The organism is Saccharothrix sp. HUAS TT1 (assembly GCF_040744945.1).
GTDB lineage: Bacteria > Actinomycetota > Actinomycetes > Mycobacteriales > Pseudonocardiaceae > Actinosynnema.
Map to the genome: position 1 here is coordinate 4,208,813 of NZ_CP160453.1, position 23,119 is coordinate 4,231,931.

Consider the following 23,119-nt stretch of genomic DNA (forward strand, 5'->3'; position numbering starts at 1 on the left):
ACGCCGCGTCACCCGCGGCCGGGGGCGGGGCTGCGCATCACCACCAGGTCGCCGTGCCCGCCGTAACCCAGCACGGGCTCGGCGTACTGCGTGCCGTCGAACGTGATCATCCACCACTCGCGGCCGACCGGCAGCAGCACCGGGTGGGGGATGTTCGTGCCGTAGGGCGCGTCCAGGGCGCCGAGCTTGCGCATCGCCAGGTCGTACACCGGGTACTGCCGGGCGTCGCCGTCGCTGGCGAACACGTACCACCGGCGACCGACCCGCTGGATGATCGTCCCCTCGGTCTGGTCCACGGTGTCGTCCGCGCCGACCAGCCGGGTCGCGGTGTAGTCCGCGCCGCGGGCCGAGACGGCGAGCGCCGGGTGGAAGACGAACGCGGGCTGCTGCGCCTCGCTCTCCACGAACGCCAGGTGCCAGCGGTCGTCGATCCGGGTCAGCGCCGGGTCCCAGGAGCTGACCGCGGTGGGCAGCGGCAGCCGCTCGGTGCGCAGGACGTGCACGCCGCTCAGGACGTTCGCCCTGGTCGTGGTGTGCCTGATGTGCACGCCCTGGAACGCGAAGTCGCCCCACGAGCTCATCAGCAGGATGAACCGGCCGGTCCGGTCGTCGTACACGACCTGGCCCGCGTGGTCGCCGAGCACGACGCCGTCGCGCTCGAAGAACAGCACCGCCACCTGCTCCAGCCGGGACGGGTCGGCGAGGTCGAGCGTCCACACCGCCCAGTGCGCCTGCTGGAAGAAGCCCAGCCCGGCGTTGGTCATGGTCAGGTACAGCTTGCCGTCGCGGATGAACGGCCTGCCGTCGGCGTGCTGCACGACGTGCGGGTCGCGCACGCCGGCCTGGCCGAAGTAGCCCGCCCGCACCCGGCCCAGCCGCACGTCGCCACCGCGCCCGCCGTAGGCGTAGTCGAGGGCGCCGAGCACCGCCGGCACCCGCAGGTCGACCAGCGCGCGCACGCCGTCCCGCTCGGTCAGCACCGGCTGCCAGCCCGCGCCGGTGCCGGTGGGGTCGACCAGGACGGTGACCGCGTTCTCGTTGACCACCACGGCGAACCGGAACGCGCCGGTCACCCGCACCTCGGCGGACTTCACCACGGTGGTCGTGCCGCCGGTGGTCACCTCGATGGCGGCCCGGCCGGCGGTCACGTCGAGCGTGCCGAGCACGGACGTCGCGCCGCCCGCCAGGCCCGCCACCACGACGCCCTCGGCCCGCTGCACCTCCACCAGCACCGACCCGAACGGCGCGCGCGGCCGGACGCCGGTGCGGACCAGGGTGGAGGCGGCGGCGGGCGGCGCGATCGCGCTGTCGTACTGCACGAACCGCGGCGCGACCAGGTCGAACGGGCGGTGCTTGTGGAAGACCTCGAAGTGCAGGTCGAACGGGGTGGCGGCGGGCGAGCCCATCGCCGGCACGGTGCCGAGCAGCGCCGAGAGCGCCCCGACCGCGCCCGCCGTCCCAGCGTGGCGGAGCAGCGTGCGCCGATCCAGATCCCGTGCCGTCATCGGACCTCCTCGGACTCCTGCCGGTACTTGTCAACCATGTGTTACAGGCAGGCGTGAGGAAGTGTCCATAGGCCGTCCGGCTCAGCGGGCGCCCTCCGCGACGAGGAGCACGAGCTTGCCGCCCGCGTGACCCGAGGCGCTGACCCGGTGCGCCTCGGCGGCGTCGGCCAGCGGGAACGTGGCGGCCACGGTGGTCACCGGCTCGCCGCGCGCGGCCGGCTCCGCCGGCTCGGCCAGGCGTTCGGGAGACCGCTGCTGCGGGCCGCCGGAGAACGTCACGCCCAGCTCCGCGGCGGCGTCGTCGGCGATGGTGACGATGCGGTCGACGCGCCGTGCAGGAGCAGCGTCCCGCCCGGCTCGGCGCCGAGCAGGCCCAGCACGCGGTCGGCGGTCTCGACGGCGACGGGCAGCGCCGCGGCGTGCTCCCAGGGCAGGCCCCGGACTTGGGGGCGAACGTCGTGACCAGCGCGTACTCGGCGCACGCCCCGGGGTCGGCCCAGCCGAGGACCGGATCGCCGACCGACGCGCCGGTGACGTCAGGGCCGACCGCGTCGACCACGCCCGCCACCTCGGAGCCCAGGACTGTCGGCAGCGGGATCCGGACCTGGCCGGGGCCGGGCTCGGGCCGGTCGACGTCGTCCGGGCGCAGTTCCCCGGGGCCGCCGAAACGGCTCAGCACAACGCCTTTCACCACGGTGTCCCACCTTCGAGCCACGGCCGGCGGTCGCGGGTCCGAGCGCGCCGGCGAGGTCGCGTTCCGGTCGGTCCGACCGGACTACAGTCCGCCCCCATGACGGACATGCACCACCTGGAACCGGCCCGGTCGCGCGAGTCCCCGCCGCGGGAGCGGGCCGACGCGGCGCGCAACCGGGCCAGGATCCTCGACGTCGCGGCCCGGCTGTTCGCCCGGGACGGCGTCGCGGACGTGTCGATGGACCAGATCGCCGGCGAGGCCGGGGTGGGCAAGGGGACGCTGTTCCGCCGCTTCGGCGACAAGGCGGGTTTGGCTTCGGCCCTGCTGGGCGCGCGCGAGGAGGAGTTGCAGGGCGCGATCCTCAACGGGCCGCCGCCGCTGGGGCCGGGCGCGCCGGCGGGGGAGCGGCTGATCGCGTTCGTGACCGCCTACGCGCGGTTCCTGGAGGCCAACCTCGACCTCGTGCGGCTGTCGGAGACGGCCAGCCCCGGCGCGCGCTACCGGACCGGCGCGTACCGGTTCTGGCGGCTGCACGTGCGCGTCCTGCTGGCCGAGGCGCGGCCGGACCTCGACGTGGACTACTTCGCGCACGCGCTGCTCGCCCCGCTGGCCGCCGACCTGCGGCACGCGACCGCCGACGCGTTCACCGCCGAACGCGCCGCCGCCGACGTCGGCCACCTGGCCCGACTGGTCCTGACGGGTCGGATCGTGGCGTGATCGGGGTCTCCGCGCAGAACCGGACCGCAGTCCGCTAAAGTGGTGCAAGCGGACCGCAGTCCGCTTCTGTTCCGCGATGGAGGACCCGGCCATGACGACCCTGCTGCACATCTCCGCGTCACCGAGGGGCGAGCGCTCGGAGTCGCTGTCGATCGCCCGCACGTTCCTCGACGCCTACCGGGCGGCGCACCCCGACCACGCGGTCGAGGAGTTCGACCTCTGGGACGGCACGCTGCCGCCGTTCGGCCCGGAGGCCGTCGCCGCCAAGATGGAGGTGTTCGCGGGTCGACCGGCCGCCGGCGCGGCGTGGGAAGCGGTGACCGGCACGTTCGCCCGCTTCGCCGCCGCCGACGCGTACCTGTTCACCGTGCCGATGTGGAACGCGGGCGTGCCCTACGTGCTCAAGCAGTTCGTCGACGTCGTGAGCCAGCCCGGCCTGGCGTTCTCGTTCGACCCCTCGCGCGGTTACTCGGGCCTGCTGGAGGGCAAGCGGGCCGCCGTCGTCTACACCAGCGCGGTGTACGGCGACGGCCGCGACCCGGCCTTCGGCGCGGACTTCCAGCGGCCGTTCTTCTCCGGCTGGCTGCGCTGGGCCGGCATCACCGACCTGACCGAGGTCGAGTTCCGCCCGAACCTCGCCACCGCCGACGCCGGGCAGCGGCGCGAGCGGGCCCACGACGCCGCCGCGACCGCCGCCGGGAACTTCTGGGCCGACTCGACCCGGTGACGACGGCCTGAGCGGTCGGGCGCGCCCTCGACGTCGCCCACCCCGCGCGGCCAAGGGCCTGGAGTTCGACGCGGTCGTGGTGGTGGACCCGGAGCTGATGACGCCCGCCGAGCGGTACGTGGCCCTGACCAGGGCCACCCAGCGGCTGGTCGTGCTCCGGAGCTGACCGGGGGCGCTTCGGAGCCCCCGGCCGGTGCGGCCACCCCGTCGGCGGCGCGACCCCGCGTCGGAGCCGCGCCACCGGCGCCGGGGGCCGCCGGTCAGTCCACGAGGGTCGCGGCCAGCGCGGCCCGGCGGAGCTTGCCGATGCCCGTCTTGGGCACCTGCTCCCTGGTCACCGGCACGACCCGGTGCACGGGCACGTCCATCCGCTGGGCGATGTGGTCCACGATCCGCCACGACTCCGCGTCGGACCCACCGCCCGACCGGGGGTGGTAGAAGATCACCAGCCCGCCGGGCACCGTGCAGGCGACCGTGTACGACGGGGCGACGAACGGCAGCTCCTCGACCGCCGCCTCGATCTCGTGGCCGAAGTACCCGACCCCCTCGACCTCGATCACGTCGTCCACCCGGCCGGTGACGGTCAGCACCCCGTCCCGCAGGTAGGCCAGGTCGCCGGTCTTGAACCAGCCGTCCGCGGTGAACGACTGCCGGTTCTGCTCGGGGTTGGCGTAGTAGCCCGGCATGATCGGCAGCCCGGTGGCCTGCAGGCGGCCCTCCACGCCCTCGGGCACCACGGCGCCCGCCGCGTCCACCACCCGCAGCGACAGGCCGGGGTGCGGCGTGCCCACCGGGATGAACCGGACCTCCTCGTCCATCCCCTTGGGGTACACGCAGTCCACGACACCGGCCGTCGTCTCCGACATCCCCCACCCGGGGTGCATCGCGGTGGGCGGCAGGCCGAACGGCGCCAGGAGGTCCAGGAAGCGGTTGGCCACCCTCGCCTTGATCGGCTCGCCGCCGTTCATGATGTACCCGAGGCGGCTCAGGTCCCACGACCGCGCGGCGACCTCGTCGGCCCGGTCCACGACGAGGCCGAACGCGAAGTTGGGCGCCCACGTGGTGTCGCAGCGGTGCTCGCTGATCGCGTCCAACCAGCGCAGCGGGTCGGCCAGCACCCAGTCGATCGGGGCGTGGACCTGGTGGCAGCCGAGGAAGACGTCCCGCGCGTGGAACATGATCAGGCCGCCGACGTGGTCCAGCGGCATCCAGTTGAACGTCCGGTTGGCCGACGACAGGCCGCGCACCGCCGCCGTGGCCGCGGATCGGCTGACGATGTTGCGGTGGGTCAGCGCGACGGCCTTCGGGAGGCCCGTGCTGCCCGACGTCAGCAGCAGCACGGCGGGGGAGTCCGGCTCGGCGCGGTGGAACGAGGTCGCGGGGTCGGCGGCCCGCAGGTCGTCCACCGTGCCGAGGTACGACGTCCGGAACTGCCGGTCGGCGATCACCCAGGCGTCGCCCAGCACGCCCCACATGCCCTCCAGCAGCTGGGCGGCGTCGAACGGGCTGTTCGGCGGGGGAGAGGTGGTCACCGGCACGGGGACGTACCCGCCCAGGACGCACGCCCAGAACGCGGCGAGCAGGTCGGGCGCGTGGTCGAGCTGCATCAGGACCTTCGCGCCCGGCCGCACGCCCGCCGACCGGATACCGGTCAGCACGCGGGCGGCGTCGGCCAGCAGGTCCGCGTAGGACTGCTCCGCGCTGCCGGTCGATCCGATGTGGACGATCCCGCCGGTGCCCGCCTCGGCGGAGCGCACCAGCACGTCCACCAGGGTGGCGTCCGCGGGTTCCGGGAGCGGGCCGCCGTCGGCCACGGCAAGGGTTTCGAGGGTGTTCGTCATGGGTCCTCCAACGCGACCGGCGAAATGGCCGGCACAGGTGGGTGTCAACCGCGAACGATCGCCCGGCGCACTACCGGACGACTCCTGTCGGATTTCCCTCACGCGGTCGGGTGAGGTTTTTGTTCTTTCGGTGGTGCGGGACGGCGGCTCGCGGTCAAGCGACGCCGGCCTGCAGCATGTTGCGGAGTTCCCGGGGAGTCACGCCGTAGCGGAGGCGGAACTGCCGGCTGAAGTGCGACGCGTTGGGCAGGCCCCAGCGCGCGCCGATCGCCGCGACGGACAGGTGCCGCTTCGCCAGGTCGCACAGGTCGGCGTAGCACTGCTCCAGCCGCTTCTCCCGGATCCACCGGGCCGGGCTGGTCCCCTTGTCGGCGAACAGCTGTTGCAGGTGGCGCACCGACACGTGGTTCGCCTGGGCGAGGTCGTGCGGGGTCAGCTCGAAGTCGCCCAGGCGCGCCTCGCCGTGCCGCATGACCTGGGCGAGCAGGTCACCGCGACCGCACGCGGACTCGTCGGCCCGGTTCTCCAGCCACTGGGCGAGCAGCATGCCCAGCAGGTTGACGAAGCTCGCGCCGATCAGGTCCGTGATGTCCTCGTGCAGGTCCTCCAGGCAGTCGCCGAACCCGGACAGCGTGTGGCGCACCACCGCGGCCAGCCCCGGCTCGCAACCCCACGGCTGCGCGGTGACGCTCTTGGTGTCGACGGCGCGTGCGCGCAGCGACGCGTGCGGCACCCGGACCGCCACCAGCGAGAACCGCTCGGTCATGGTCAGCGTGAACGCCCGGCTGCTGTCGAAGCAGATCAGGTCGCCGGCGCACGCCGTGGCCTCCCGGCCGTCCTGCGCCAGGGTCGCGGACCCGGTCAGGACCAGGCAGAAGTGCACGTGCCCGGCGCCGGTCGCCGGGCGCGCGACCACCGCGTGCGGCCCCGCCCGGACGGTGCGGACCGCCGCGGCGCCCAGCGCGCCGGTGCGGGTGCCGCCCCGTCGGCTGCCGGCGCCGTCGACCCGGACCCGCACCGGCGCCCGCACGAGGTCGTCCCAGATGGCGCACAGGTCCTCGGTCTTCACCACGACGTTGCCCGCGGGCCATCGGGAATCAGCGTCAGGCGCTGAGCATAACTCGGGTTCCGTTTTTTCTCTCATGACGCTCGGTGCTCCCCCAGAATATGTTCGATACCCAATCGTGAAAAGTTCGGCGTCCGAATTCGACCGGTAGGCTACCGGCGCGGTTCGATTTCCGGCAATTCCCTGGTTCGGGAGTTCGTAATCGGCCGGTCGATTCCTCCGGAAGCGTTCGGACGCGGTCCGGGCGCGATCGGGAACCCGGTCGGCGCCCCCGCCCGACCGGTGATCCGCACCGCACCGCTTTCACCGCACCGCTTCACCGGAACGGCGTGCCGCCCACACCGGTGGCGGGCGATCGGGCCCACCGGTCGCGGGCAGGCCGGGGTGGCCGACGTCCGCGGCCGGGCGCCGGGGGTGGCCGGCGCCCGTCGCGTCGTCGGCACGGGGGTCGCGCGGGTGGTGACCCGCGTCGGACCCGCGCCGTCGGCGACCGGTCGGTCGTTCGTCCGTGTTCCACGTGCCCGCACCGCCGAACGCGGGCTAGCGCTCCGGCGCGGGCGGGTTGAACCGCGAGTAGCCGAACAGCTTCCACCGCAGCCGGGTGGCGTTGTCGACCTGCACGACCTCCTCGACCTCGAAGTCGATCGTGCGCAGGGCGCCGGGGAACCGCTCGGCCGGTTCGCGGCTCCAGTTGACGCGCCCGGTGCCGGTGAGCTGCACCGTGCCGCCGGTCTCCCAGTCGCGGAACACCAGGCCGCACCGCGGCTGGAGCTCCATGTTCCCCAGGGTCATGTAGAAGGAGTTGCCGACGTAGTCCGGCCAGGTGAGGCTCCGCGGACCGGTCACCGTGACGAAACCGGGCAGGCCGCCGCGGTGGTTGGCGTCCGCGCCGTGCCCCGGCGCCGAGCTGGCGATGAAGAACGTGTCCGCGCTCTCGACCAGCTCGCGCTGGTAGGCGGTCAGCTCGCGACCGCGGTGCGCCGAGGGCTCGACGGCCGGCGCGACACCGACGACCTCGCGCCCCTGGAGGTACTTGGGGCAGTTGCCGAGCACCTGCTCGGTGCGCAGCACGAGCTTGCCGCCCTCGCGCCGGGCGGTGCCGCTGACCTTCACCCGGCGCTGGGTCTCCGGCGACATCACCACCATGCCGATGTCCTTGCCCGGCCCCGAGCCGAACACCTCGCGCACCGGGTCGCCGGGCGGCGGCAGGGCGTGGATGTCGATGGTGCGGTCGTCGAGGGCGTCGACGAAACCCGGGTCGCCGTCGAGCACGGTGCACCAGACCGCGCCCCGGTCGTCCTGGCCGCCGATCGCGATCAACCGCTGGGCGCGCATGTACTCGGCGAAGCCGTCCGGGATCTCGCCGTCGAACATGGGCGAGCCCCAGCCGGGGCGGCCCTCTCCCGCCTTGCGCTGGACGGCCTGCTCGCCCTCGTGGGCGGCGCTCACCGACCCACCAGTCCGGCGACGTCGATGAGCCGGTTGGCGAAGCCCCACTCGTTGTCGTACCACCCGACGACCTTGACCTGGGAGCCGATCACCTTGGTCAGGCCCGCGTCGAAGACGCACGAGGCGGGGTCGGTCACGATGTCGCTGGAGACGATGGGGTCCTCGGTGTAGGCCAGCACGCCCTTGAGCACGCCCTCGGAAGCCGCCTGGAACGCGGCGTTGACCTCCTCGACGGTGACCTCGCGACCCAGTTCGACCGACAGGTCGGTCGCCGAGCCGGTGGCCACGGGCACGCGCAGCGCGTAGCCGTCGAGCCTGCCCGCCAGCTCCGGCAGCACCAGGCCGATGGCCTTGGCGGCGCCGGTCGAGGTGGGCACGGTGTTGGTGGCCGCCGACCGCGCGCGGCGCAGGTCGCGGTGCGGGCCGTCCTGGAGGTTCTGGTCCTGGGTGTAGGCGTGGATGGTGGTCATCAGGCCGCGCTCGATCCCGAAGGACTCGTGCAGCACCTTGACCATCGGCGCCAGGCAGTTCGTGGTGCACGAGGCGTTCGACACGACCGAGTGCGCCTCGGCGTCGTAGACCTCGTGGTTCACGCCGTAGGCGATCGTGACGTCCTCGTTCTTCGCCGGCGCGGTGATGATCACCTTGCGGGCGCCGGCGGTCAGGTGCGCGCGGGCCTTGTCGGCGTCGGTGAACACGCCGGTGGACTCCAGCACCACGTCGACGCCCAGGTCGCCCCAGGGCAGGGCCGCGGGGTCGCGCTCGGCGAACGTGGCGATCGCCTTGGCGCCCACGACCAGCTCGCGCTCACCCGCGCCGACCTCCTGGGCGAGCTTGCCGCGGATGCTGTCGTAGCGCAGCAGGTGCGCCAGCGTCGCCGCGTCGGTGAGGTCGTTGACGGCCACGACCTCGATGTCGGTCCGCCCGGAGTCGAGCAGGGCACGCAGGAAGTTGCGGCCGATGCGCCCGAAGCCGTTGACGCCGATCCTGATCGTCATGAGACATTCCCCAGTTCTGGTTGCGTCGTCGTTGCTGTGCCGTGGTCGAGCTGCCACTGCTTGCGGAACTCCCGCGGCGTCAGGCCGTACTGGTCGCGGAAGAGCCGGCTGATGTGCGACGGGCCCGGCAGGCCCCAGCGCTCGCCGATGGCGGCCACGGTCAGGTGGTCGTAGGCGGGGTTGCGCAGCGCGGCGTGGCAGCGCGTCAACCGCTCCTCCCGGATCCAGCGGGCGGGACTGGTGTCGAGCTCGGCGAAGAGCTGCTGGAGGTAGCGCAGCGAGATGTTGTGCCGCTTGGCGAGCGAGGCGGGGGTGAGGTCCGGGTCGGCCAGCTGCTCCCGGGCGAACGCCTGGACCCGCATCATCAGCACCTGCCTGGCGATCAGCGGGTCGTTGCCCGAGGTGCGCAGCCGTTCGGCGAACAGCGTGTTGATCAGGCTGCTGATGGTGGAGCCGAGCGGTTCGACCGCCGCCGCGTCCAGCTCGCCGAGGTTGGCGCCCAGGCTGTGCAGCAGCTGGCCGACCAGCGCGCCGACCCCCCTGGCGCCGGACCAGGGCTCGGTGGTCAGGCAGCGGGTGCGGCCCGGTTTGAGGCCGATGGCCTGGTGCGGGAAGCGCAGGGCGACCATCTCGAACGGCTCGGGCATGGCCAGGGTGTAGGCGCGCAGGCTGTCGAAGCACATGACGTCGCCCGCGACGGAGACGGCTTCCTTGTCGTCCTGCCGCAGGTAGGCCCGCCCGCTCTCGATCCGGCACACGTACAGCCAGCCGTCCTCCGGGCTGCCGGTGACGCGGTCGCTGCGGGACACGATGTGCGGGTCGGCCGCGATCAGCGACACCTGCATCTTGCCGAACCTGCCGGTGGTGATCGTGCCGTTGGCGAACTCGTCCCGGTTGCCGCCGACCTGGAGGGCGCCGCAGGTCAGCTGGACCTGCCTGCGCCACAGGTCGAGCCGCTGTCCCGGAGCGGCTTCGTCGGCGGTGAGGACTTCCACCGAACCGTTGTCCAATAAGCTACGATCTGTTTTGTCCGAATTGCCGGTAATGCTCGCCGTGTGTAACGCCATGGTCCACCAATCCCCCAGGATCTTCGGTGCGAACCGACCGTCGCGTGGTGTCGTGCCGCAGCGGGCTTCCGATACTCCATTCGGGCCGGAGTGGATGCACCGTTGGCGCTCCGATTTCCCCCGGAGCGAACACCCACCTTCGGGATTGGACCCCTCCGGTTCCGTTTGGCCCAATAAATTTACCCCAGTGGTAGCGGCTGGGCAAGCAGTCCTGAAACCGCACCCAGGTGCCGCGGAGCAAAGTGCGGCGCGGTGCTATCGGGGTCATTGCCAGTCGCGATGATGTTGAAAGTTAACTGTATCAAGGGGCTTTCTGTTACCTCGCGACCCGTCGCAGAGCCGTGGCGAACTCACGTTCCGCACTGGTGAGGGCCCTGATCGGTCGGTGGTGCGCCGATCCGCAACATCCGATGCGCGGACCGGCAAGTGCTGCCGGCCAGGGGTCGTACTGTACGAGTAGACCGACATCGAGGTCAGTTCCGGCCACTGGGATCGAAATAATTTCGCCCGGTCGAGTCCAATGACCACTCATTGTCCGACGCCGCACCCGGGGCAACGAGCAACGATTGGTGGTCGACCGATGACCTCTTCTGGAACCACTCTTGGAGGATTGATCGTGGCCGAAACCACTGCGACGACCCTGCTGAACCGGCCGGAGGAAGTGACGCAGGCGCCCAACGACCTGCTCACCGGTGACGGATATCTGGAGAGCATGCGGGACGGCCGTGAGGTCTACCTCTACGGCGAGCGCGTCACCGACGTGACCAAGCACCCGGCCTTCGCCCAGGCCGCCCGGTCGACCGCGCACCTGTACGACGCGCTGCACGACCCGGCCACCGCCGACCTCATGACGACGGTCGACCGCTACACCGGCGCCCGGGTGCACCGCTTCTTCACCCCCGCGCACTCCGCGCAGGACCTGCTCGACGCCCGCGCCGCCATCGAGCACTGGGCCCGCCTCAGCTACGGGTTCATGAACCGGACCCCCGACTACAAGGCCTCCTTCATGGCGGGCCTCGCGGTCACCCACGAGTACTACGAGCCGTTCGGCGACAACGCCCGCGCCTGGTACGAGAGGTACGCCCGCCAGGGCCTGTCGATCAGCCACGCGATCGTCAACCCGCCGGTCGACCGCAACAAGCCGACGCACGAGGTCGGCGACGTGTTCGTCAAGGTCGTCGAGGAGCGCGACGGCGGCATCGTCGTCGACGGCGCCAAGCTCATGGGCACCGCCTCGGCGCTGACCCACGCCGCGTTCGTCGGCCAGATCCACCTGGCGAACCTGGAGAAGGGCAAGGCCGAGGACTACGCGCTGGCGTTCATGGCCCCGCTCGACACGCCGGGCATGAAGGTCATCTGCCGCCCGTCCTACGAGCAGAAGGCCAACAGCCCGTACGACAACCCGCTGTCGAGCAGGTTCGACGAGAACGACGCGGTCCTGGTGTTCGACCGGGCGTTCATCCCGTGGGAGAACGTCCTGATCTACCGCGACGTGGAGAAGGTGCACGAGTACTTCCCGCGCTCGGGCCTGCTCTCGCGCGGGTTCTTCCAGGGCGCGATCCGGATGGCCACCAAGCTGGAGTTCATGGCCGGCCTGATGGACAAGGGCACCAGGCTCAACGGCACCCACCAGTTCCGCGGCGTGCAGGCGGGGCTGGGCGAGATGCTGGCGTGGCGGCACGTCACCCACGCCATCACCACCGCGATGGCGATGGACCCGGAGCCGGGCCCGGCGGGCACCGTGCTGCCGAAGATGTCCTACGCGGCCGGCTACCGCGCGCTCGCGCCGATGTCGTGGGAGCGCACGCACCGCTTCTTCGAGGAGCACCTGGCGGCGGCGCTGCTGATGACCCCGGCCGGCGCCGAGGACATGAAGAACCCGGAGCTGCGCCCGCTGATCGACCGGTACTACCGGGGCTCGGCGGGTTCCGCCGACGACCGGGTGAAGCTGTTCAAGCTGGCCTGGGACGCGCTGGGCAGCGAGTTCGGCGGCCGGCACGAGCTCTACGAGCTCAACTACGCGGGCGGGCCCGACCAGGTCCGGCTGGACACCCTGAACTGGTCGCGCGCGGTGGGCCTGATGGACGACTACGGCGCCCTGGTCGAGCAGTGCATGGACGACTACGACGTCGACGGCTGGACCCGGGGTCGCTGGGCCACCGGCAGCTGATCCCACGGAGCAGGTCGGAGGCGGGCGCCGCGCGCCTGGGGCACGGGACACCCGCCGCACGGGGAAGGGATTGCGATGAGCACCACAAACCTGCGCGACGTCATGCGCAACTACGCCACCGGCGTGTGCGTGGCGACGACCTACTCCGACGGGCCGGACGGTCGGCTCGACGACGCGATCACCATCAACTCGCTCACCTCGGTGTCGATGGACCCGCCACTGGTGTCGATGTGCCTGCGGCCCGACTCCGGGTTCCTGGCCAACGTCCGCGCCGTCGGCTTCTGGGCCCTGTCGATCCTGGACGCGGGCACCGAGGACATCGCCCGCGCCCTGGCCAAGGACCGGGAGACCCGCAGCGTGGCCATGCGCACCCTGTCGACGCGACGCGGCGACCTCACCGGTGCGCTGGTCCTGGACTCGCCGAGCTGGCTGGAGTGCAAGTTGGCGGACACGGTGACCGTGGGCGACCACGTGATGCTGATCGGCGACGTGATCGGGCTCGGCACGAAGGAGCGCCGACCGCCGCTGATCTTCCTCCAGGGCGGGTTCCACACGCTCAGCGGAGTGTGACGGGCCGCCGCTCACATCCGGGTGGGCGGCGATGGGACGACAACACCGGCGTGCCGGACGTGAGAGGGGAGAGGCGTGGAGGTGAACCCGCGGGAAGCGACCTGCGCGGTCGTCCGGCGCTCGGCTCTCCGCGGTTCCCGCACGCCGCGAACCCGGGGCGGCCGCTCTTGGCGGCCTCGTGCACTACCTGTCGGTGAGGCGCGCGTCTTGAGGGCGGTCGGAGCCCTCGACCTCTGCGCCCGCGACACCCCCGACCAGATCAGCGCAGCGCACCGGACCCGGAGGTCCCCCGCTCCCGCCCAGGCCCTGCCGGGCGGGGTGGGGGAGCCGGGCGACCGGTGCGCGACCCCGCTCGACGGCACGGGGCGCCTGACCGCCGCCAGGCGCCCCACCACCCTGCCGCCCGAGCGGGTTCGCGACCGCGGGGAGCGCCCCCGACGCTCCCCGCGGTCGCCCAAGGATGACGGCTGCGTCCCGCAGCCGGACAACAGAGAGGCAACACGATGAAGATCGCGCTGTTCGGTGCGAGCGGCCACATCGGCTCGGCCATCGCCGACGAGCTGCTCTCCCGTGGCCACGAGGTCACCGCCGTCACGCGCTCCGGTTCGGGCGACGCCCGTCCCGGGCTGACCGTGAAGTCCGGCGACATCACCGACCCGGAGACGGTGATCGCGCTGGTGGAGGGCCACGACGCCGTCGCCTCCGCGGTCGGCCCCAAGGTCGGTGTCGAGAACGACGAGGAGATCCTGCTCGGCGCCGCGCGCAGCCTGGTGGAGGCGCTGCCCAAGACCGACGTGCGCCGCGTGGTGGTGCTCGGCGGCGCGGGCAGCCTGAAGACCCCGTCCGGCGAGCGGGTGGTGGACAACCCCCACTTCCCCGCCATGTGGAAGGCCAACGCGCTCGCGCAGATCGCGGTGCTCGACCTGTTCCGCACGGTCGACGACCTCGACTGGACGTTCATCTCGCCCGCGGCCCACATCGAACCGGGCGAGCGCACCGGCGAGTACCGGGTCGGCGGCGACGACCTGCTCGTGGACGAGAACGGGGACAGCAACATCTCGATCCCCGACTACGCCGTCGCCTTCGTCGACGAGCTGGAGAAGGGCAATGCGATCAAGCGCCGCATCGGCGTTGCCTACTGACGTCGGCGAATCGCCTGGGACGGACACGAGCAGAAAGGAACCCGCAGCGATGTCTACAGCGGGTACGACAAAACCGGCCCGGTTGTCGGGCAACGTGGGCCTGATCATCATCCTGGGCGCGCTCACGGCCCTCGGTCCGCTGTCCAACGACGCCTACCTGCCGAGCTGGCCGCAGCTGGCAGCGGACCTCTCGGCCACCCCGTCCGCGGTGCAGCTGAGCCTCACCGCCTGCCTGGTCGGACTCGGCGTCGGGCAGATGATCGCCGGACCGCTGTCGGACCGGTTCGGGCGCAGGGGACCACTGCTCGTCGGTCTTCTCCTGTACACGGTGACGTCGGTGCTGTGCGCCTTCGCGCCCTCGATCTGGCTGTTGATCGTGCTGCGCCTGCTCCAGGGCTTCGGCGGCGCGACCGGCATCGTGATCGCCGCCGCGATCGTCCGCGACAGGCACGTGGGCGCCGCCGCGGCGAAGTACTTCTCGATGCTGCTGCTCGTCACCGGGCTCGCCCCGGTCCTGGCGCCGGTGATCGGCGGCCAGCTGCTGCGGTTCACCACCTGGCCGGGGATCTTCATCGCCCTGGCCGCCGCGGGTGGGCTGATGGTCGTCGCGGTGGCGCTCGGGCTGCGCGAGACGCTGCCACCGGAACGGCGGGACGCGGGCGGGCTCAAGTCCATCCTGCCGACCTTCGGCCGGCTGCTGTCCGACCGGGTGTTCGTCGGCTACGGCCTGGCGTGCGGGTTCGGCTTCGGCGCGATGTTCGCCTACATCGCGGGCTCCCCGTTCGTGCTCCAGGAGATCCACGGGCTCTCCCCCCAGGCGTACAGCGCCGTGTTCGCGGTGAACGCCTTCGGCCTGGTCATCGCGGCCCAGGTCAGCGGTCGGATCGTGCACCGCGTCAACCCCCGTGCGCTGCTGGGCGCCGGGGTCGCCGCTTCCGCGGCGGGCGGTCTGGTCGTGCTCGCCGCGGTGCTCGCCGACCTCGGTCTGGTGGCGCTGCTGATCGGGCTGTTCGTGGTGGTCGCGAGCGTCGGGTTGATCATGCCGAACTCGATGGCGCTCGCGCTGAACGACCACGGCGCGGTCGCGGGCTCGGCCGCCGCGCTGATCGGGCTCGTGCAGCACCTGCTCGGGGCGGTCGCCGCCCCGTTCGCCGGTGTCGCGGGCGCGGTCAACGCCCTGCCGATGGCGGTGACGATCACCGTGCTCGGCGTCGCCGCCCTGCTGTCGTTCGCCGTCCTGGCGCGCAAGCGCAAGGACGTCCCGGTCGACAGCGCGGCCCCGGTCGCCCTGGCCGGACAGGACTGATCGCGTGGCGGCGGGTCCGGTCCACCGGCCCCGCCGCCACCGCTCGGACCTCGAACCCCCGGCCGGGTCGTCGCCGGTCCCGTCGCGCGGCCGTCACCGACGTGCCGCCGACGTGCGCCGCACCCGTCCACCCGCGCCGGGCTTCCTACGTGAGGAGTTGTGGTGAGCGACGTTCGGCTGGGCACGGTCGCCGTGCTGGGCGCGGGCCTTGTCGGCACGTCGATCGGGTTGGTCCTGCGCAAGCACGGCATCAGCGTGACGCTCGCGGACCGCGATCCCGAGTCCGTCGCCGCGGCGGTCCGGCGGGGCGCCGGTCGGGCGTCGACGCCCGACGAGCCGCCGGCGGACCTGGCGGTCCTCGCCGTCCCGCCGGCCGCGGTGCCCGCCGTGCTCCTGCGCGCCCAGGCCGACCGCGTCGCCGAGTGGTACACCGACGTCGCCGACGTCAAGACCGCGCCCAGCACCGCCGCCCGGCGGCTGGGCTGCGACATGACCAGCTTCGTGCCCGGCCACCCGGTCGGCGGCCGGGAGCACTCCGGGGCGGCGGTCGCGTCCGGCTCGCTGTTCGGCGGCAAGTCCTGGGTGCTGTGCCCCGAGGAGGAGACCGCCGACGAGGCCGTCCGCGTGGTCCGGGAGCTGATCGCGCTGTGCGAGGCGATCCCGGTGGTGATGTCGGCCGCCGAGCACGACGACGCGCTCGCCCTCGTCTCGCACACGCCGCACCTGGTGGCCGGCGCGATGGCGGCGGCGCTGTTCGGCGCCGAGCACCGGACCCTGCGCCTGGGCGGCGCGGGGGTGTGGGACGTGACGCGGGTCGCCGAGGGCGATCCGGCGCTGTGGACGGAGATCCTGACCCAGAACGCGCGCGGCGTGGCCACCGTGCTCTCCGAGATCGCCGCCAACCTGACCGACGTGGCCGCCGCGCTGCAGCTGGCGGGCGAGGGCGACGGGTCGTTCATCGGCGACGTGACCGAGCTGCTGACCCTGGGCGCCGCCGGCCGGCGCGACCTGGTCGAGACGGTGGTGCTGGACCCCGCGCGCCTGCCCGCCCCGTCAGCGGACCTCCTGCCGCCCGTGAACCCGACGGCGCGGCAGCAGGCTTGAGCCCGCTGCGGCCGGGACCGCGCTCGCGAACCGAGCCCGCGGTCCCGGCCGCGCCCGCCTTGCCGCCGGGCGGCCGCGCCCGGTGCGTGACGAGTCCTGTTCGGACGGTGAAATTCGGTTCACCCGTTCGCTTTTGGGCCACAACCGTGCGTGTTCAGGTGGTGCCACCGCCCTCGCGGGCGTCTAGCGTTTGCCCATCGGAAAGACCGAGTCCCGCCGCCGAGCCGCTTCGAGCCGGCTCCCGCGCTCTTCGCCAGTGGCGGTCAACCACACCCACCTAGGAGTCGGTCGATGACTTCTCCAAGAAGACGATTACTGCTGTCCGGCAGCGTGCTCGGCGTGCTCGCCCTGCTGGCGGTCGCGGCGCCCGCCTACTTCACCGCGGACGACTCCGCGGCGGCTGCCCCGGGGCAGAACCCGGTGACGGTCTGCGTCGTGGCGCACCGCGACGCGAACTCCGAGCACGGCCGGACCCTGACGGTGTCGCAGCGCGTGGCCGACCTGCTCGTCCGGCAGTCCTCGTCGTACTACGGCCCGTGCGCGGTGTACGGCGCCGCCCGCCCGCTGGGGCAGGGCACGGTCCGCACGTTCGCCCAGCTGCAGGGCAACCGGCCGACCTCGGTCGGCATCACCTTCTCGCCGAAGACCCTGACCGGTCTGCCGTCCGAGATGACCGACGGCCTGCGCTGCTTCGACGTCAACGGCGACGGCGTGCGCCAGGAGATGCTGGAGTGCGCGGGCGGCCACGAGCGGCCGCTGGAGCTGCCCGCCGCGCTGACCAGGCTGTCCGACGTGCCCTTCAAGTGGGCGCTGGTGAACTGGAACCCGCACGGGCACGGACCGCCCGGCATCTACGAGCACTCGCACTTCGACTTCCACTTCTACACCCAGCCCAAGGCGGAGCGCGACGCGATCCGGCTCGGCCCGTGCGGCGTCGTGGTCCACTGCGACGACTTCGCGACCGGCACCGCGCCCGTGCCCGCGCAGTACCTGCCCGCCGGCTACTCCGACAACGCCGCGGTCGAGGCGCTGATGGGCAACCACCTGGTGGACATGACCGACGAGGAGTGGAACGGCTCCCCGTTCGTCAAGACGTTCATCTACGGCGCCTACGCCGGGAAGATCACCTTCCTGGAGCCGATGATCACCAAGGGGTGGTTCGACCGGCTGTCCTCCGGGCAGCAGGCCGGCGGCTGCTTCCCGATCAACCAGCCCGCGGCGTGGCAGGAACCCGGCTGGTACCCGAAGGTCTACTGCACCGAGTTCCGCCCGAACCGCGACGAGTACGTCGTGACGCTCCAGGACTTCAGCCACAGCTAGAGCCGTCGGACACCGACGAAGGGACGAGCAATGACCGGAAGACTCGTGGGCGTGCGCGGACTGCGCGGCGCCCTCCGCGCGGGGGCTGTCGTGTTCGCCGCCGCCCTGGCGCTGCCGCTGATGTCGACCGGCGCGGGCGCGCAGGTCGACGCCCTCGGCGCGCGACTGGTGCAGGGGCGCTGGAACACCACCGTGCTGCCCAACGGCAAGCCGCCGAGCGAGGTGGTCCTGGTGTTCCGCCGTGACCACCGGATCGAGATGTACGGCCCGATCGGGACCGACGGCGAGCCGGTCTACGTGGGCACCGGGAGCTGGGTGCGGACGTCGCCGAGGACCTTCAGCTTCGACCTGCAGCACCCGTTGCCCGACGGCAGCGGCGGCGTGATCGGCACCCTCCGCGGCCACCAGGAGGGCCAGCTCTCCGCCTTCCGGTTCAGCAGCTCGGGCGAGTCGTTCGTGGACAAGCCGGACGGCACCACCGTCGGCCCCAACCCGGTGACGATGACCGGCGTCCGCGCCCGGCGCTGACCGCGACCGGTCGCGGGTCCCGACCGCGCCCGGGTCACCGGGCGCCGCGCCACCACGACCGCGCCACCGGGAACGGCCCCAGAGCCAGTGCGGTGGTCCGCCGCAGCCGGACCACCGCACGTCCCCGCGCGGTCGACACCCCAGTCCCGTGAGCAGAATCGAGGTTCCGATGGCGTTCGAGTTCCCCGGCGAGGTCTACGAGACCATCAGGGCCGGCATGCGCGACCTCCCGGGCGAGACCGACTTCCTGGCCGGGCTGCTGCCCGCCGGCGGCCGGCTGCTCGACCTCGGGTCCGGCTCCGGCTCCACGCTGCACGCCCTGGCCGAACAGGGGTTCGAGGGCGTCGGCGTCGAGGTGAGCGGCCAGTTCGTCGACCACGCGAAGAGCCGGGCGAACGACCGCGAGCGCTACGTCAACGCCTCCTTCCTGGAGTTCGACACCGACGAGACCTTCGACGTGGTGTCCTGCCTGTTCGCCACCCTCAACATGGTCGACCCGGCGGAGCTGCCCGGACTGCTGGTGAAGGCGCGCCAGTGGCTCAAGCCCGGCGGGCGGCTGGTGCTGGAGGCCGCGCACCTGCTGAACTTCGTCGACTCCTTCCAGCCGAGCCAGGTCACCCACCACCCGGCCGCGGACGGCACGGTCGTCACCCGGCTCGCCCGGATCTCGGTCCACCCGCACCGCGCGACGTGGCGCAACGAGGAGACGCTGCTGGTCGGCGCCTCCGGCGGCCCGGCCACGCTGCACCACAACTTCTTCGACCAGTGGGTGCTCACCGCGCCCGAGCTGCGCAACCTGCTGGCGGCGGCGGGGTTCCGGGTCGTCGCCGAGCACGGCTCGTTCCGGTCCACCCCGCCGGTCGGCCGCGGCCCGCTGATCCAGGTCGCCGAGATCGACCGCTGACCCACCCCCCGGCACGACGAGAACCGGCCGCCCTCGGTTGAGGGCGGCCGGTTCTCGTCGTGCGCGCGGCGGGTCAACCGCGGTCGGTCAGCTCCGCACGTCCCGCGCACCCGCGCGCGAGCAGTTCGGCCACCTCGGGCAGCGGCTCGTCGTCACCGCGGGCGACGGCCGCCAGCGCGGTGGCCGTGCGGCCCAGGTCCGCCGCCACACCGGCCAGCACCCGTGCGACGTGCTCGGCGTTGTGCCGCAGGATGTCGGTCCACAGCGCGACGTCCCCCGCCGCGATCCGGGTGGTGTCCCGAACACCGCGCCCCGCGAGCCGCAGCACGTCCGGACCCGCGCCGCGCAGCGCCGCCGCCATCGCGCCGGCCACCACGTGCGGCGCGTGCGACACCAGCGCCACCGCGCGGTCGTGCTCCACCGCGTCCATCTCCACCTCCCGCGCCCCGCACAGCGCCACCAGCTCGCGCACCACGTCGACCGCCCCGGCGCCCACGCCTGGCCGGGGGCACAGCACCCAGGCCGCGCCCCGGAACAGCGCCGCGTCGGCCGCCCCCGGGCCGGACCTCTCGCTGCCCGCCATCGGGTGGCCGGGCACGAAGTCCACCGCCGCCCCGGCGGCGCGGACCACGGTCGCCTTGGTGCTCGCGACATCGGTGTAGACGTGCGCGAGCCCCCGGTCCCGCGCGTCGCGCAGGACCGGGGGCACGGCGTCCGGCGGCACCGCCAGCACGGCCAGGTCGGCGCGCGGCGGGCGGTCGCCCACGGGCCGGCCCGCGCCGCGGCCGACCGCGACGTCGAGCGCGTCGACGTCGCGGTCGGCCAGCAGGACGCGGACCCCGGCGGCGCGGGCGGCCAGCGCGATCGACGTGCCGATCAGGCCGGTGCCCACCACCACCAGGGTCCGCAGCGCCGGTCGGGTCACCGAGCGCCCGTCCGGACCAGGTCCGGGCGCAACGCCGCCGCGCCGCCCAGGTACACGTGCCGGACCGACGTCGCCGCGTCCGGGACGCTGACGTGCGCCAGGGCGCGGACGACCCTGGGCATGCCGCCCGGCACGGCGATCTCGGTGGCGCACATCAGCGGCACGCCGTCGAGCGGACCCGTCCGCGCCGCCGTCGCCGGGTAGGCGCTGACCAGGTCCGGCGTGACGGTGAACAGCACGCTGATCACGTCCTCCGGGTCCAGCGCGTTGTCGGCCAGCATCGCGCTCACGAGCGCCCTGGTGGCGTCGGCGATGAGGTCGGGCTCGTCGGCGTCGACTTGAACCGCACCGCGCACCGCGCGGACCGTGCCTGCCATCACCTGCTCCTCCCGGTGCGACTCACTCGTCCAGCAGTTCGGGTTGCTCGGCGACGATCTCGTCGTAGAGCAGCTGGAAGCTGAACCAGCCCAGCTGCCGGTCGCCGAAGCCGTCCTTGGCGGCCACCGCCTGCTCGTGGCTCATCCGCTGGGGCGTCCCGGCGGCGGCGGCCAGCAGCTGCACCTGCGCGCAGCTGTCGTAGGTGAAGAACCAGTGCACGGCCTCCTCGATGGAGCCGCCGACGGTGATCAGCCCGTGGTGGCGCAGCAGGATCGCCCGCCGGTCGCCCAGCTTCTCGGCGATGTCCAGGCCCTGCTCGACGGCGATGGACGGCCCGCGGTAGTCGTCGTAGAGGACCTGGTCCTGGTAGAACGCGGCCGACTCCTGGTCCAGCGGCTCCAGCAGCCTGCCCAGGGCGCCCATCGCCCGCGAGTGCGCGGTGTGCGCGTGCGCGGCGGCCTCGGCGCCGGGGTTGAGCTCGTGGATCTTCGAGTGGATCACGAACGCGCTCGGGTTGACCTTGTGCACGCCCTCCACGACGACTCCCTCGGAGTCCACGCAGATGAGGTCGCGCACCCGCACCAGGTTGAAGGAGACCCCGAACGGGTTCACCCAGAACCGGTCGTCGAACTCCGGGTCGCGCACCGAGATGTGCCCCGAGATGCCCTCGCCGAACCCGTACTTGCCGAACAGCCGCAGGGCGGCGGTCAGGCGCTGCTTGCGGTCGCGCCGCTCCTCTTCCGTCGTCCGGGTTTCCCGGGCCGGCATCGGCAGGCCGGTGTGGGTGTCGGCGAGGTAGCCGGGCGCCTTCACTTCCATCGTGGTCACGAGCAGAACTCCTCACATCGTCGGACGGGCGGGGTTCAGATCAGCTGGAGGCTGTCGTCGTCGAAGCGGTCGGCGGGTGTCGGCGTCGAGGTCGCCCAGCGGAGCCGGATCGACTCGACGATGTCGACGGCGCGGTCCACCAGGGACTGCACGCCGAAGGTGAAGAAGAGGGTGCCCCGGGCCGGGTCGCCCAGCGCGTGCAGCCTGGCGTCAGCCACGCCGTCCGCGACCAGCTCGCTGGTGGAGCGCAGCACGTGGACGCCGCCACGCGGGTGCCGCTCGGCCAGCTTCGCCTCGACCAGCGACTCCACCAGCGGCTGCGACGAGCCCGCCCGGTGGTTGAGCCGGGCGTTCACCGCGTTCACCACCACGTCCGCCGACGACTCGACGCCGCCCGCGACGACGGTGAACCCGCCGTGCTCGCCGGGCCGGACCGCCGTGACGCCCCGGACCAGCTCGACCCGGCCCGCGTCCAGCAGCGAGAGCAGGGTGGCCGCGCTCGCCGGCGGCATCGGGCAGCACAGGCTCATCAGGCTCCGGTCGTGCCGGGCCAGCAGCCACTGCCGGGCGGACTCGTCGAGCAGCGGCCACACGTCGGGACCGGCGTCGGGCACCGCCTGCTGGAGCACGCGGATCGCGATGCTCGGCGAGTCCACCTCGGCGAGGTTGCGGCGCAGCCGGTCCACCGGGTCCTCGTGCGCGATGGCGTCGATCTCGGCGCGCACCACGGCCAGGTCCTCGCCGACCGTCCGCAGCTCGGTCTCCATCAGCGAGACGACGTCGCGCAGGCTCACGGCGCCACCGCTCGCGGCGATCCGGCGGAAGTGCGCCGGGGTGAAGTGCCGCAACCGGTGGTGGATCGGCCGCTGCCGGACGCCCGGCAGCGCGCCGCGGCGCGACACCATCCTGATCCGACCCCGGTGGCCGCGCGCGTTGAGCGCCAGCACCACGTCGATCGCGGTGAGCCCGGAGCCGATGACGGCGACGTCGGCGTCGTCGGGGACCGCGGTGAGCGCTCGCGCCGTCGGGTAGGGCTCGGCGACGAACCCGGCGGCGCCGGTCAGCCCGAACACGTCCGCCGGCTGGCCGGCGCCGAAGGACAGCACCGCGTGGTCGACCTCGAACCGGGCGCCCGCCGTGGTCTCCAGCGCCAGGCGGTGGGCGGTGGGCGTCGCGCGGGTCACCGCGTCCCGCACGATCCGCACCTGCCAGCCCTTGCGCACCAGCGCCGACAGCGCCGACCGCGCGGACTGCTCCAGGTAGTCGCCGAACACCGCGCGCGGCACGAACCGCGCGCCGCCGAGCGGGTCGAGGTAGGCGTTCGGCCGCGAGCCGGCCGACGCCCTGGTGGCGAGCCAGTCGGCCAGGTGCGCCGGGTCGCCGGCGCGCACCGACATGTCCTCCGGCACGGCGTTGACCCGGATGACCTCCAGGTCGGGCTGGTAGGGGCGGCCGCGCCACAGGTGGCCGGACGGTTCGAAGACGACCACCTCGCCGGTGGGCAGGCGGTCGTCCGAGGCGAGTGCGTCGAGCAGGCAGACCGCGGACGCGCCGCCACCCACCACAGCTATTGCCGGAATTGTTTTCATGGCGAACCCGATATTCTCCCGCACAGTGGTCGGGTGCATTCGTGGTTATTCGCGGAAAAGTTGCGATGTGTCCCGACATGGTAGACAGCGGTTCTCGGCGGCGGCTGACGCTTGCGCGCGACGACGATTGCCAAAAAGCGAACCGCGAGTGCGGTGTGGGCCGATCGGTCTATTGTTCCGGACCGGCCCACCCGTGCTACGGTGCCGACCGTTTGCCTTCGAACGGGTGCGACGACATTCTTCCGGCGACGTTCGCCCGCTGCGGTATCCGAGACGCCCGGGGGCCGGTTT

Annotated in this window: 20 protein-coding genes and 2 pseudogenes; 11 read left to right on the forward strand and 11 right to left on the reverse strand. The window is 72.8% G+C overall.

Translation table 11 applies throughout. The annotated features are described in order from the left end of the window. Positions 1-8 precede the first annotated feature (8 nt). Positions 9-1,505: a hypothetical protein gene (locus AB0F89_RS20530; protein ID WP_367138545.1), complete on the reverse strand. Its 1,497-nt coding sequence runs from the start codon at positions 1,503-1,505 to the stop codon at positions 9-11. 81 nt (positions 1,506-1,586) lie between these two features. Then, positions 1,587-2,196: pseudogene (locus AB0F89_RS20535) on the reverse strand (zinc-binding dehydrogenase). A 99-nt stretch (positions 2,197-2,295) separates the two neighbouring features. Here AB0F89_RS20535 and AB0F89_RS20540 point away from each other — a divergent pair. From AB0F89_RS20540 to AB0F89_RS20550, 3 genes and pseudogenes are all read left to right on the forward strand, one after another. After that, complete coding sequence (locus AB0F89_RS20540) at positions 2,296-2,916, forward strand: TetR/AcrR family transcriptional regulator (protein ID WP_367138547.1); 621 nt, start codon at positions 2,296-2,298, stop codon at positions 2,914-2,916. A 91-nt stretch (positions 2,917-3,007) separates the two neighbouring features. Continuing rightward, positions 3,008-3,643, forward strand: a complete 636-nt coding sequence (locus AB0F89_RS20545; protein ID WP_367138549.1) for an FMN-dependent NADH-azoreductase — start codon at positions 3,008-3,010, stop codon at positions 3,641-3,643. A gap of 49 nt (positions 3,644-3,692) precedes the next feature. Beyond that, positions 3,693-3,809: pseudogene (locus tag AB0F89_RS20550) on the forward strand (ATP-binding domain-containing protein); the annotation flags it as partial. Positions 3,810-3,903: 94 nt separating this feature from the next. Here the strand turns inward: AB0F89_RS20550 and AB0F89_RS20555 are convergent. From AB0F89_RS20555 to AB0F89_RS20575, 5 genes are all read right to left on the reverse strand, one after another. Continuing rightward, complete coding sequence (locus tag AB0F89_RS20555; protein WP_367138551.1) at positions 3,904-5,484, reverse strand: AMP-binding protein; 1,581 nt, start codon at positions 5,482-5,484, stop codon at positions 3,904-3,906. A 154-nt stretch (positions 5,485-5,638) separates the two neighbouring features. Beyond that, a complete protein-coding gene (locus AB0F89_RS20560) occupies positions 5,639-6,553 on the reverse strand; it encodes a helix-turn-helix domain-containing protein (RefSeq protein WP_367138553.1) in 915 nt (304 codons plus the stop codon). Positions 6,554-7,090: 537 nt separating this feature from the next. Next, complete coding sequence (locus AB0F89_RS20565) at positions 7,091-7,999, reverse strand: pyridoxamine 5'-phosphate oxidase family protein (protein WP_367138555.1); 909 nt, start codon at positions 7,997-7,999, stop codon at positions 7,091-7,093. Then, positions 7,996-8,997, reverse strand: coding sequence for a type I glyceraldehyde-3-phosphate dehydrogenase (gene gap, locus AB0F89_RS20570; RefSeq protein ID WP_367138557.1), 1,002 nt, complete (start codon positions 8,995-8,997; stop codon positions 7,996-7,998). Before gap ends, AB0F89_RS20565 begins: the two co-directional genes overlap by 4 nt. After that, complete coding sequence (locus tag AB0F89_RS20575) at positions 8,994-10,007, reverse strand: helix-turn-helix domain-containing protein (RefSeq protein ID WP_367138559.1); 1,014 nt, start codon at positions 10,005-10,007, stop codon at positions 8,994-8,996. Before AB0F89_RS20575 ends, gap begins: the two co-directional genes overlap by 4 nt. Before the next feature lie 673 nt (positions 10,008-10,680). Between AB0F89_RS20575 and AB0F89_RS20580 the strand changes: the two genes are divergently transcribed. The 8 genes from AB0F89_RS20580 to AB0F89_RS20615 all read left to right on the forward strand — a co-directional run bounded on the left by AB0F89_RS20580 (position 10,681) and on the right by AB0F89_RS20615 (position 19,108). After that, positions 10,681-12,234: a 4-hydroxyphenylacetate 3-hydroxylase family protein gene (locus tag AB0F89_RS20580; protein ID WP_367138561.1), complete on the forward strand. Its 1,554-nt coding sequence runs from the start codon at positions 10,681-10,683 to the stop codon at positions 12,232-12,234. Between the two features lie 75 nt (positions 12,235-12,309). Beyond that, positions 12,310-12,804 (forward strand): flavin reductase family protein, encoded by a 495-nt coding sequence (locus AB0F89_RS20585; RefSeq protein ID WP_367138563.1) that lies wholly within the window; start codon positions 12,310-12,312, stop codon positions 12,802-12,804. Between the two features lie 503 nt (positions 12,805-13,307). Next, positions 13,308-13,946, forward strand: a complete 639-nt coding sequence (locus tag AB0F89_RS20590; protein WP_367138565.1) for an NAD(P)-dependent oxidoreductase — start codon at positions 13,308-13,310, stop codon at positions 13,944-13,946. An 82-nt stretch (positions 13,947-14,028) separates the two neighbouring features. Then, on the forward strand, positions 14,029-15,252 hold the full coding sequence (locus AB0F89_RS20595) for a multidrug effflux MFS transporter (RefSeq protein WP_367138567.1): 1,224 nt from the start codon (positions 14,029-14,031) through the stop codon (positions 15,250-15,252). A gap of 162 nt (positions 15,253-15,414) precedes the next feature. Next, positions 15,415-16,356, forward strand: a complete 942-nt coding sequence (locus tag AB0F89_RS20600; RefSeq protein ID WP_367138569.1) for a prephenate dehydrogenase — start codon at positions 15,415-15,417, stop codon at positions 16,354-16,356. Positions 16,357-16,647: 291 nt separating this feature from the next. Continuing rightward, positions 16,648-17,676 (forward strand): hypothetical protein, encoded by a 1,029-nt coding sequence (locus AB0F89_RS20605; RefSeq protein ID WP_367138571.1) that lies wholly within the window; start codon positions 16,648-16,650, stop codon positions 17,674-17,676. Between the two features lie 30 nt (positions 17,677-17,706). Continuing rightward, a complete protein-coding gene (locus AB0F89_RS20610; protein ID WP_367138573.1) occupies positions 17,707-18,204 on the forward strand; it encodes a hypothetical protein in 498 nt (165 codons plus the stop codon). 148 nt (positions 18,205-18,352) lie between these two features. Next, on the forward strand, positions 18,353-19,108 hold the full coding sequence (locus AB0F89_RS20615) for a class I SAM-dependent methyltransferase (RefSeq protein WP_367138575.1): 756 nt from the start codon (positions 18,353-18,355) through the stop codon (positions 19,106-19,108). A gap of 73 nt (positions 19,109-19,181) precedes the next feature. On the opposite strand, the gene AB0F89_RS20620 is transcribed toward AB0F89_RS20615, so the two are convergent. The 4 genes from AB0F89_RS20620 to AB0F89_RS20635 are packed head-to-tail and all read right to left on the reverse strand — an operon-like array spanning position 19,182 to position 22,828. After that, positions 19,182-20,033: a prephenate dehydrogenase gene (locus tag AB0F89_RS20620; RefSeq protein ID WP_367138577.1), complete on the reverse strand. Its 852-nt coding sequence runs from the start codon at positions 20,031-20,033 to the stop codon at positions 19,182-19,184. After that, on the reverse strand, positions 20,030-20,410 hold the full coding sequence (aroH, locus tag AB0F89_RS20625; protein ID WP_367138579.1) for a chorismate mutase: 381 nt from the start codon (positions 20,408-20,410) through the stop codon (positions 20,030-20,032). The genes AB0F89_RS20620 and aroH overlap by 4 nt, the downstream gene beginning before the upstream one ends. Positions 20,411-20,432: 22 nt before the next feature. Next, the gene (locus AB0F89_RS20630) at positions 20,433-21,230 is read right to left on the reverse strand and encodes a class II aldolase/adducin family protein (RefSeq protein WP_367138942.1); all 798 of its coding nucleotides are present in this window, start codon (positions 21,228-21,230) and stop codon (positions 20,433-20,435) included. Positions 21,231-21,274: 44 nt separating this feature from the next. Then, on the reverse strand, positions 21,275-22,828 hold the full coding sequence (locus tag AB0F89_RS20635; RefSeq protein ID WP_367138581.1) for an FAD/NAD(P)-binding protein: 1,554 nt from the start codon (positions 22,826-22,828) through the stop codon (positions 21,275-21,277). Positions 22,829-23,119: the final 291 nt, after the last annotated feature.

Excerpts from the sequence above, each read along its gene's own strand:
- AB0F89_RS20545 (WP_367138549.1), top strand. The coding sequence starts at position 3,008 with ATGACGACCCTGCTGCACATCTCCGCGTCACCGAGGGGCGAGCGCTCG.
- AB0F89_RS20635 (WP_367138581.1), bottom strand. The coding sequence starts at position 22,828 with ATGAAAACAATTCCGGCAATAGCTGTGGTGGGTGGCGGCGCGTCCGCG.
- AB0F89_RS20540 (WP_367138547.1), top strand. The coding sequence starts at position 2,296 with ATGACGGACATGCACCACCTGGAACCGGCCCGGTCGCGCGAGTCCCCG.
- AB0F89_RS20555 (WP_367138551.1), bottom strand. The coding sequence starts at position 5,484 with ATGACGAACACCCTCGAAACCCTTGCCGTGGCCGACGGCGGCCCGCTC.
- gap (WP_367138557.1), bottom strand. The coding sequence starts at position 8,997 with ATGACGATCAGGATCGGCGTCAACGGCTTCGGGCGCATCGGCCGCAAC.
- aroH (WP_367138579.1), bottom strand. The coding sequence starts at position 20,410 with ATGGCAGGCACGGTCCGCGCGGTGCGCGGTGCGGTTCAAGTCGACGCC.
- AB0F89_RS20530 (WP_367138545.1), bottom strand. The coding sequence starts at position 1,505 with ATGACGGCACGGGATCTGGATCGGCGCACGCTGCTCCGCCACGCTGGG.
- AB0F89_RS20630 (WP_367138942.1), bottom strand. The coding sequence starts at position 21,230 with ATGGAAGTGAAGGCGCCCGGCTACCTCGCCGACACCCACACCGGCCTG.
- AB0F89_RS20585 (WP_367138563.1), top strand. The coding sequence starts at position 12,310 with ATGAGCACCACAAACCTGCGCGACGTCATGCGCAACTACGCCACCGGC.
- AB0F89_RS20590 (WP_367138565.1), top strand. The coding sequence starts at position 13,308 with ATGAAGATCGCGCTGTTCGGTGCGAGCGGCCACATCGGCTCGGCCATC.
- AB0F89_RS20610 (WP_367138573.1), top strand. The coding sequence starts at position 17,707 with ATGACCGGAAGACTCGTGGGCGTGCGCGGACTGCGCGGCGCCCTCCGC.
- AB0F89_RS20605 (WP_367138571.1), top strand. The coding sequence starts at position 16,648 with ATGACTTCTCCAAGAAGACGATTACTGCTGTCCGGCAGCGTGCTCGGC.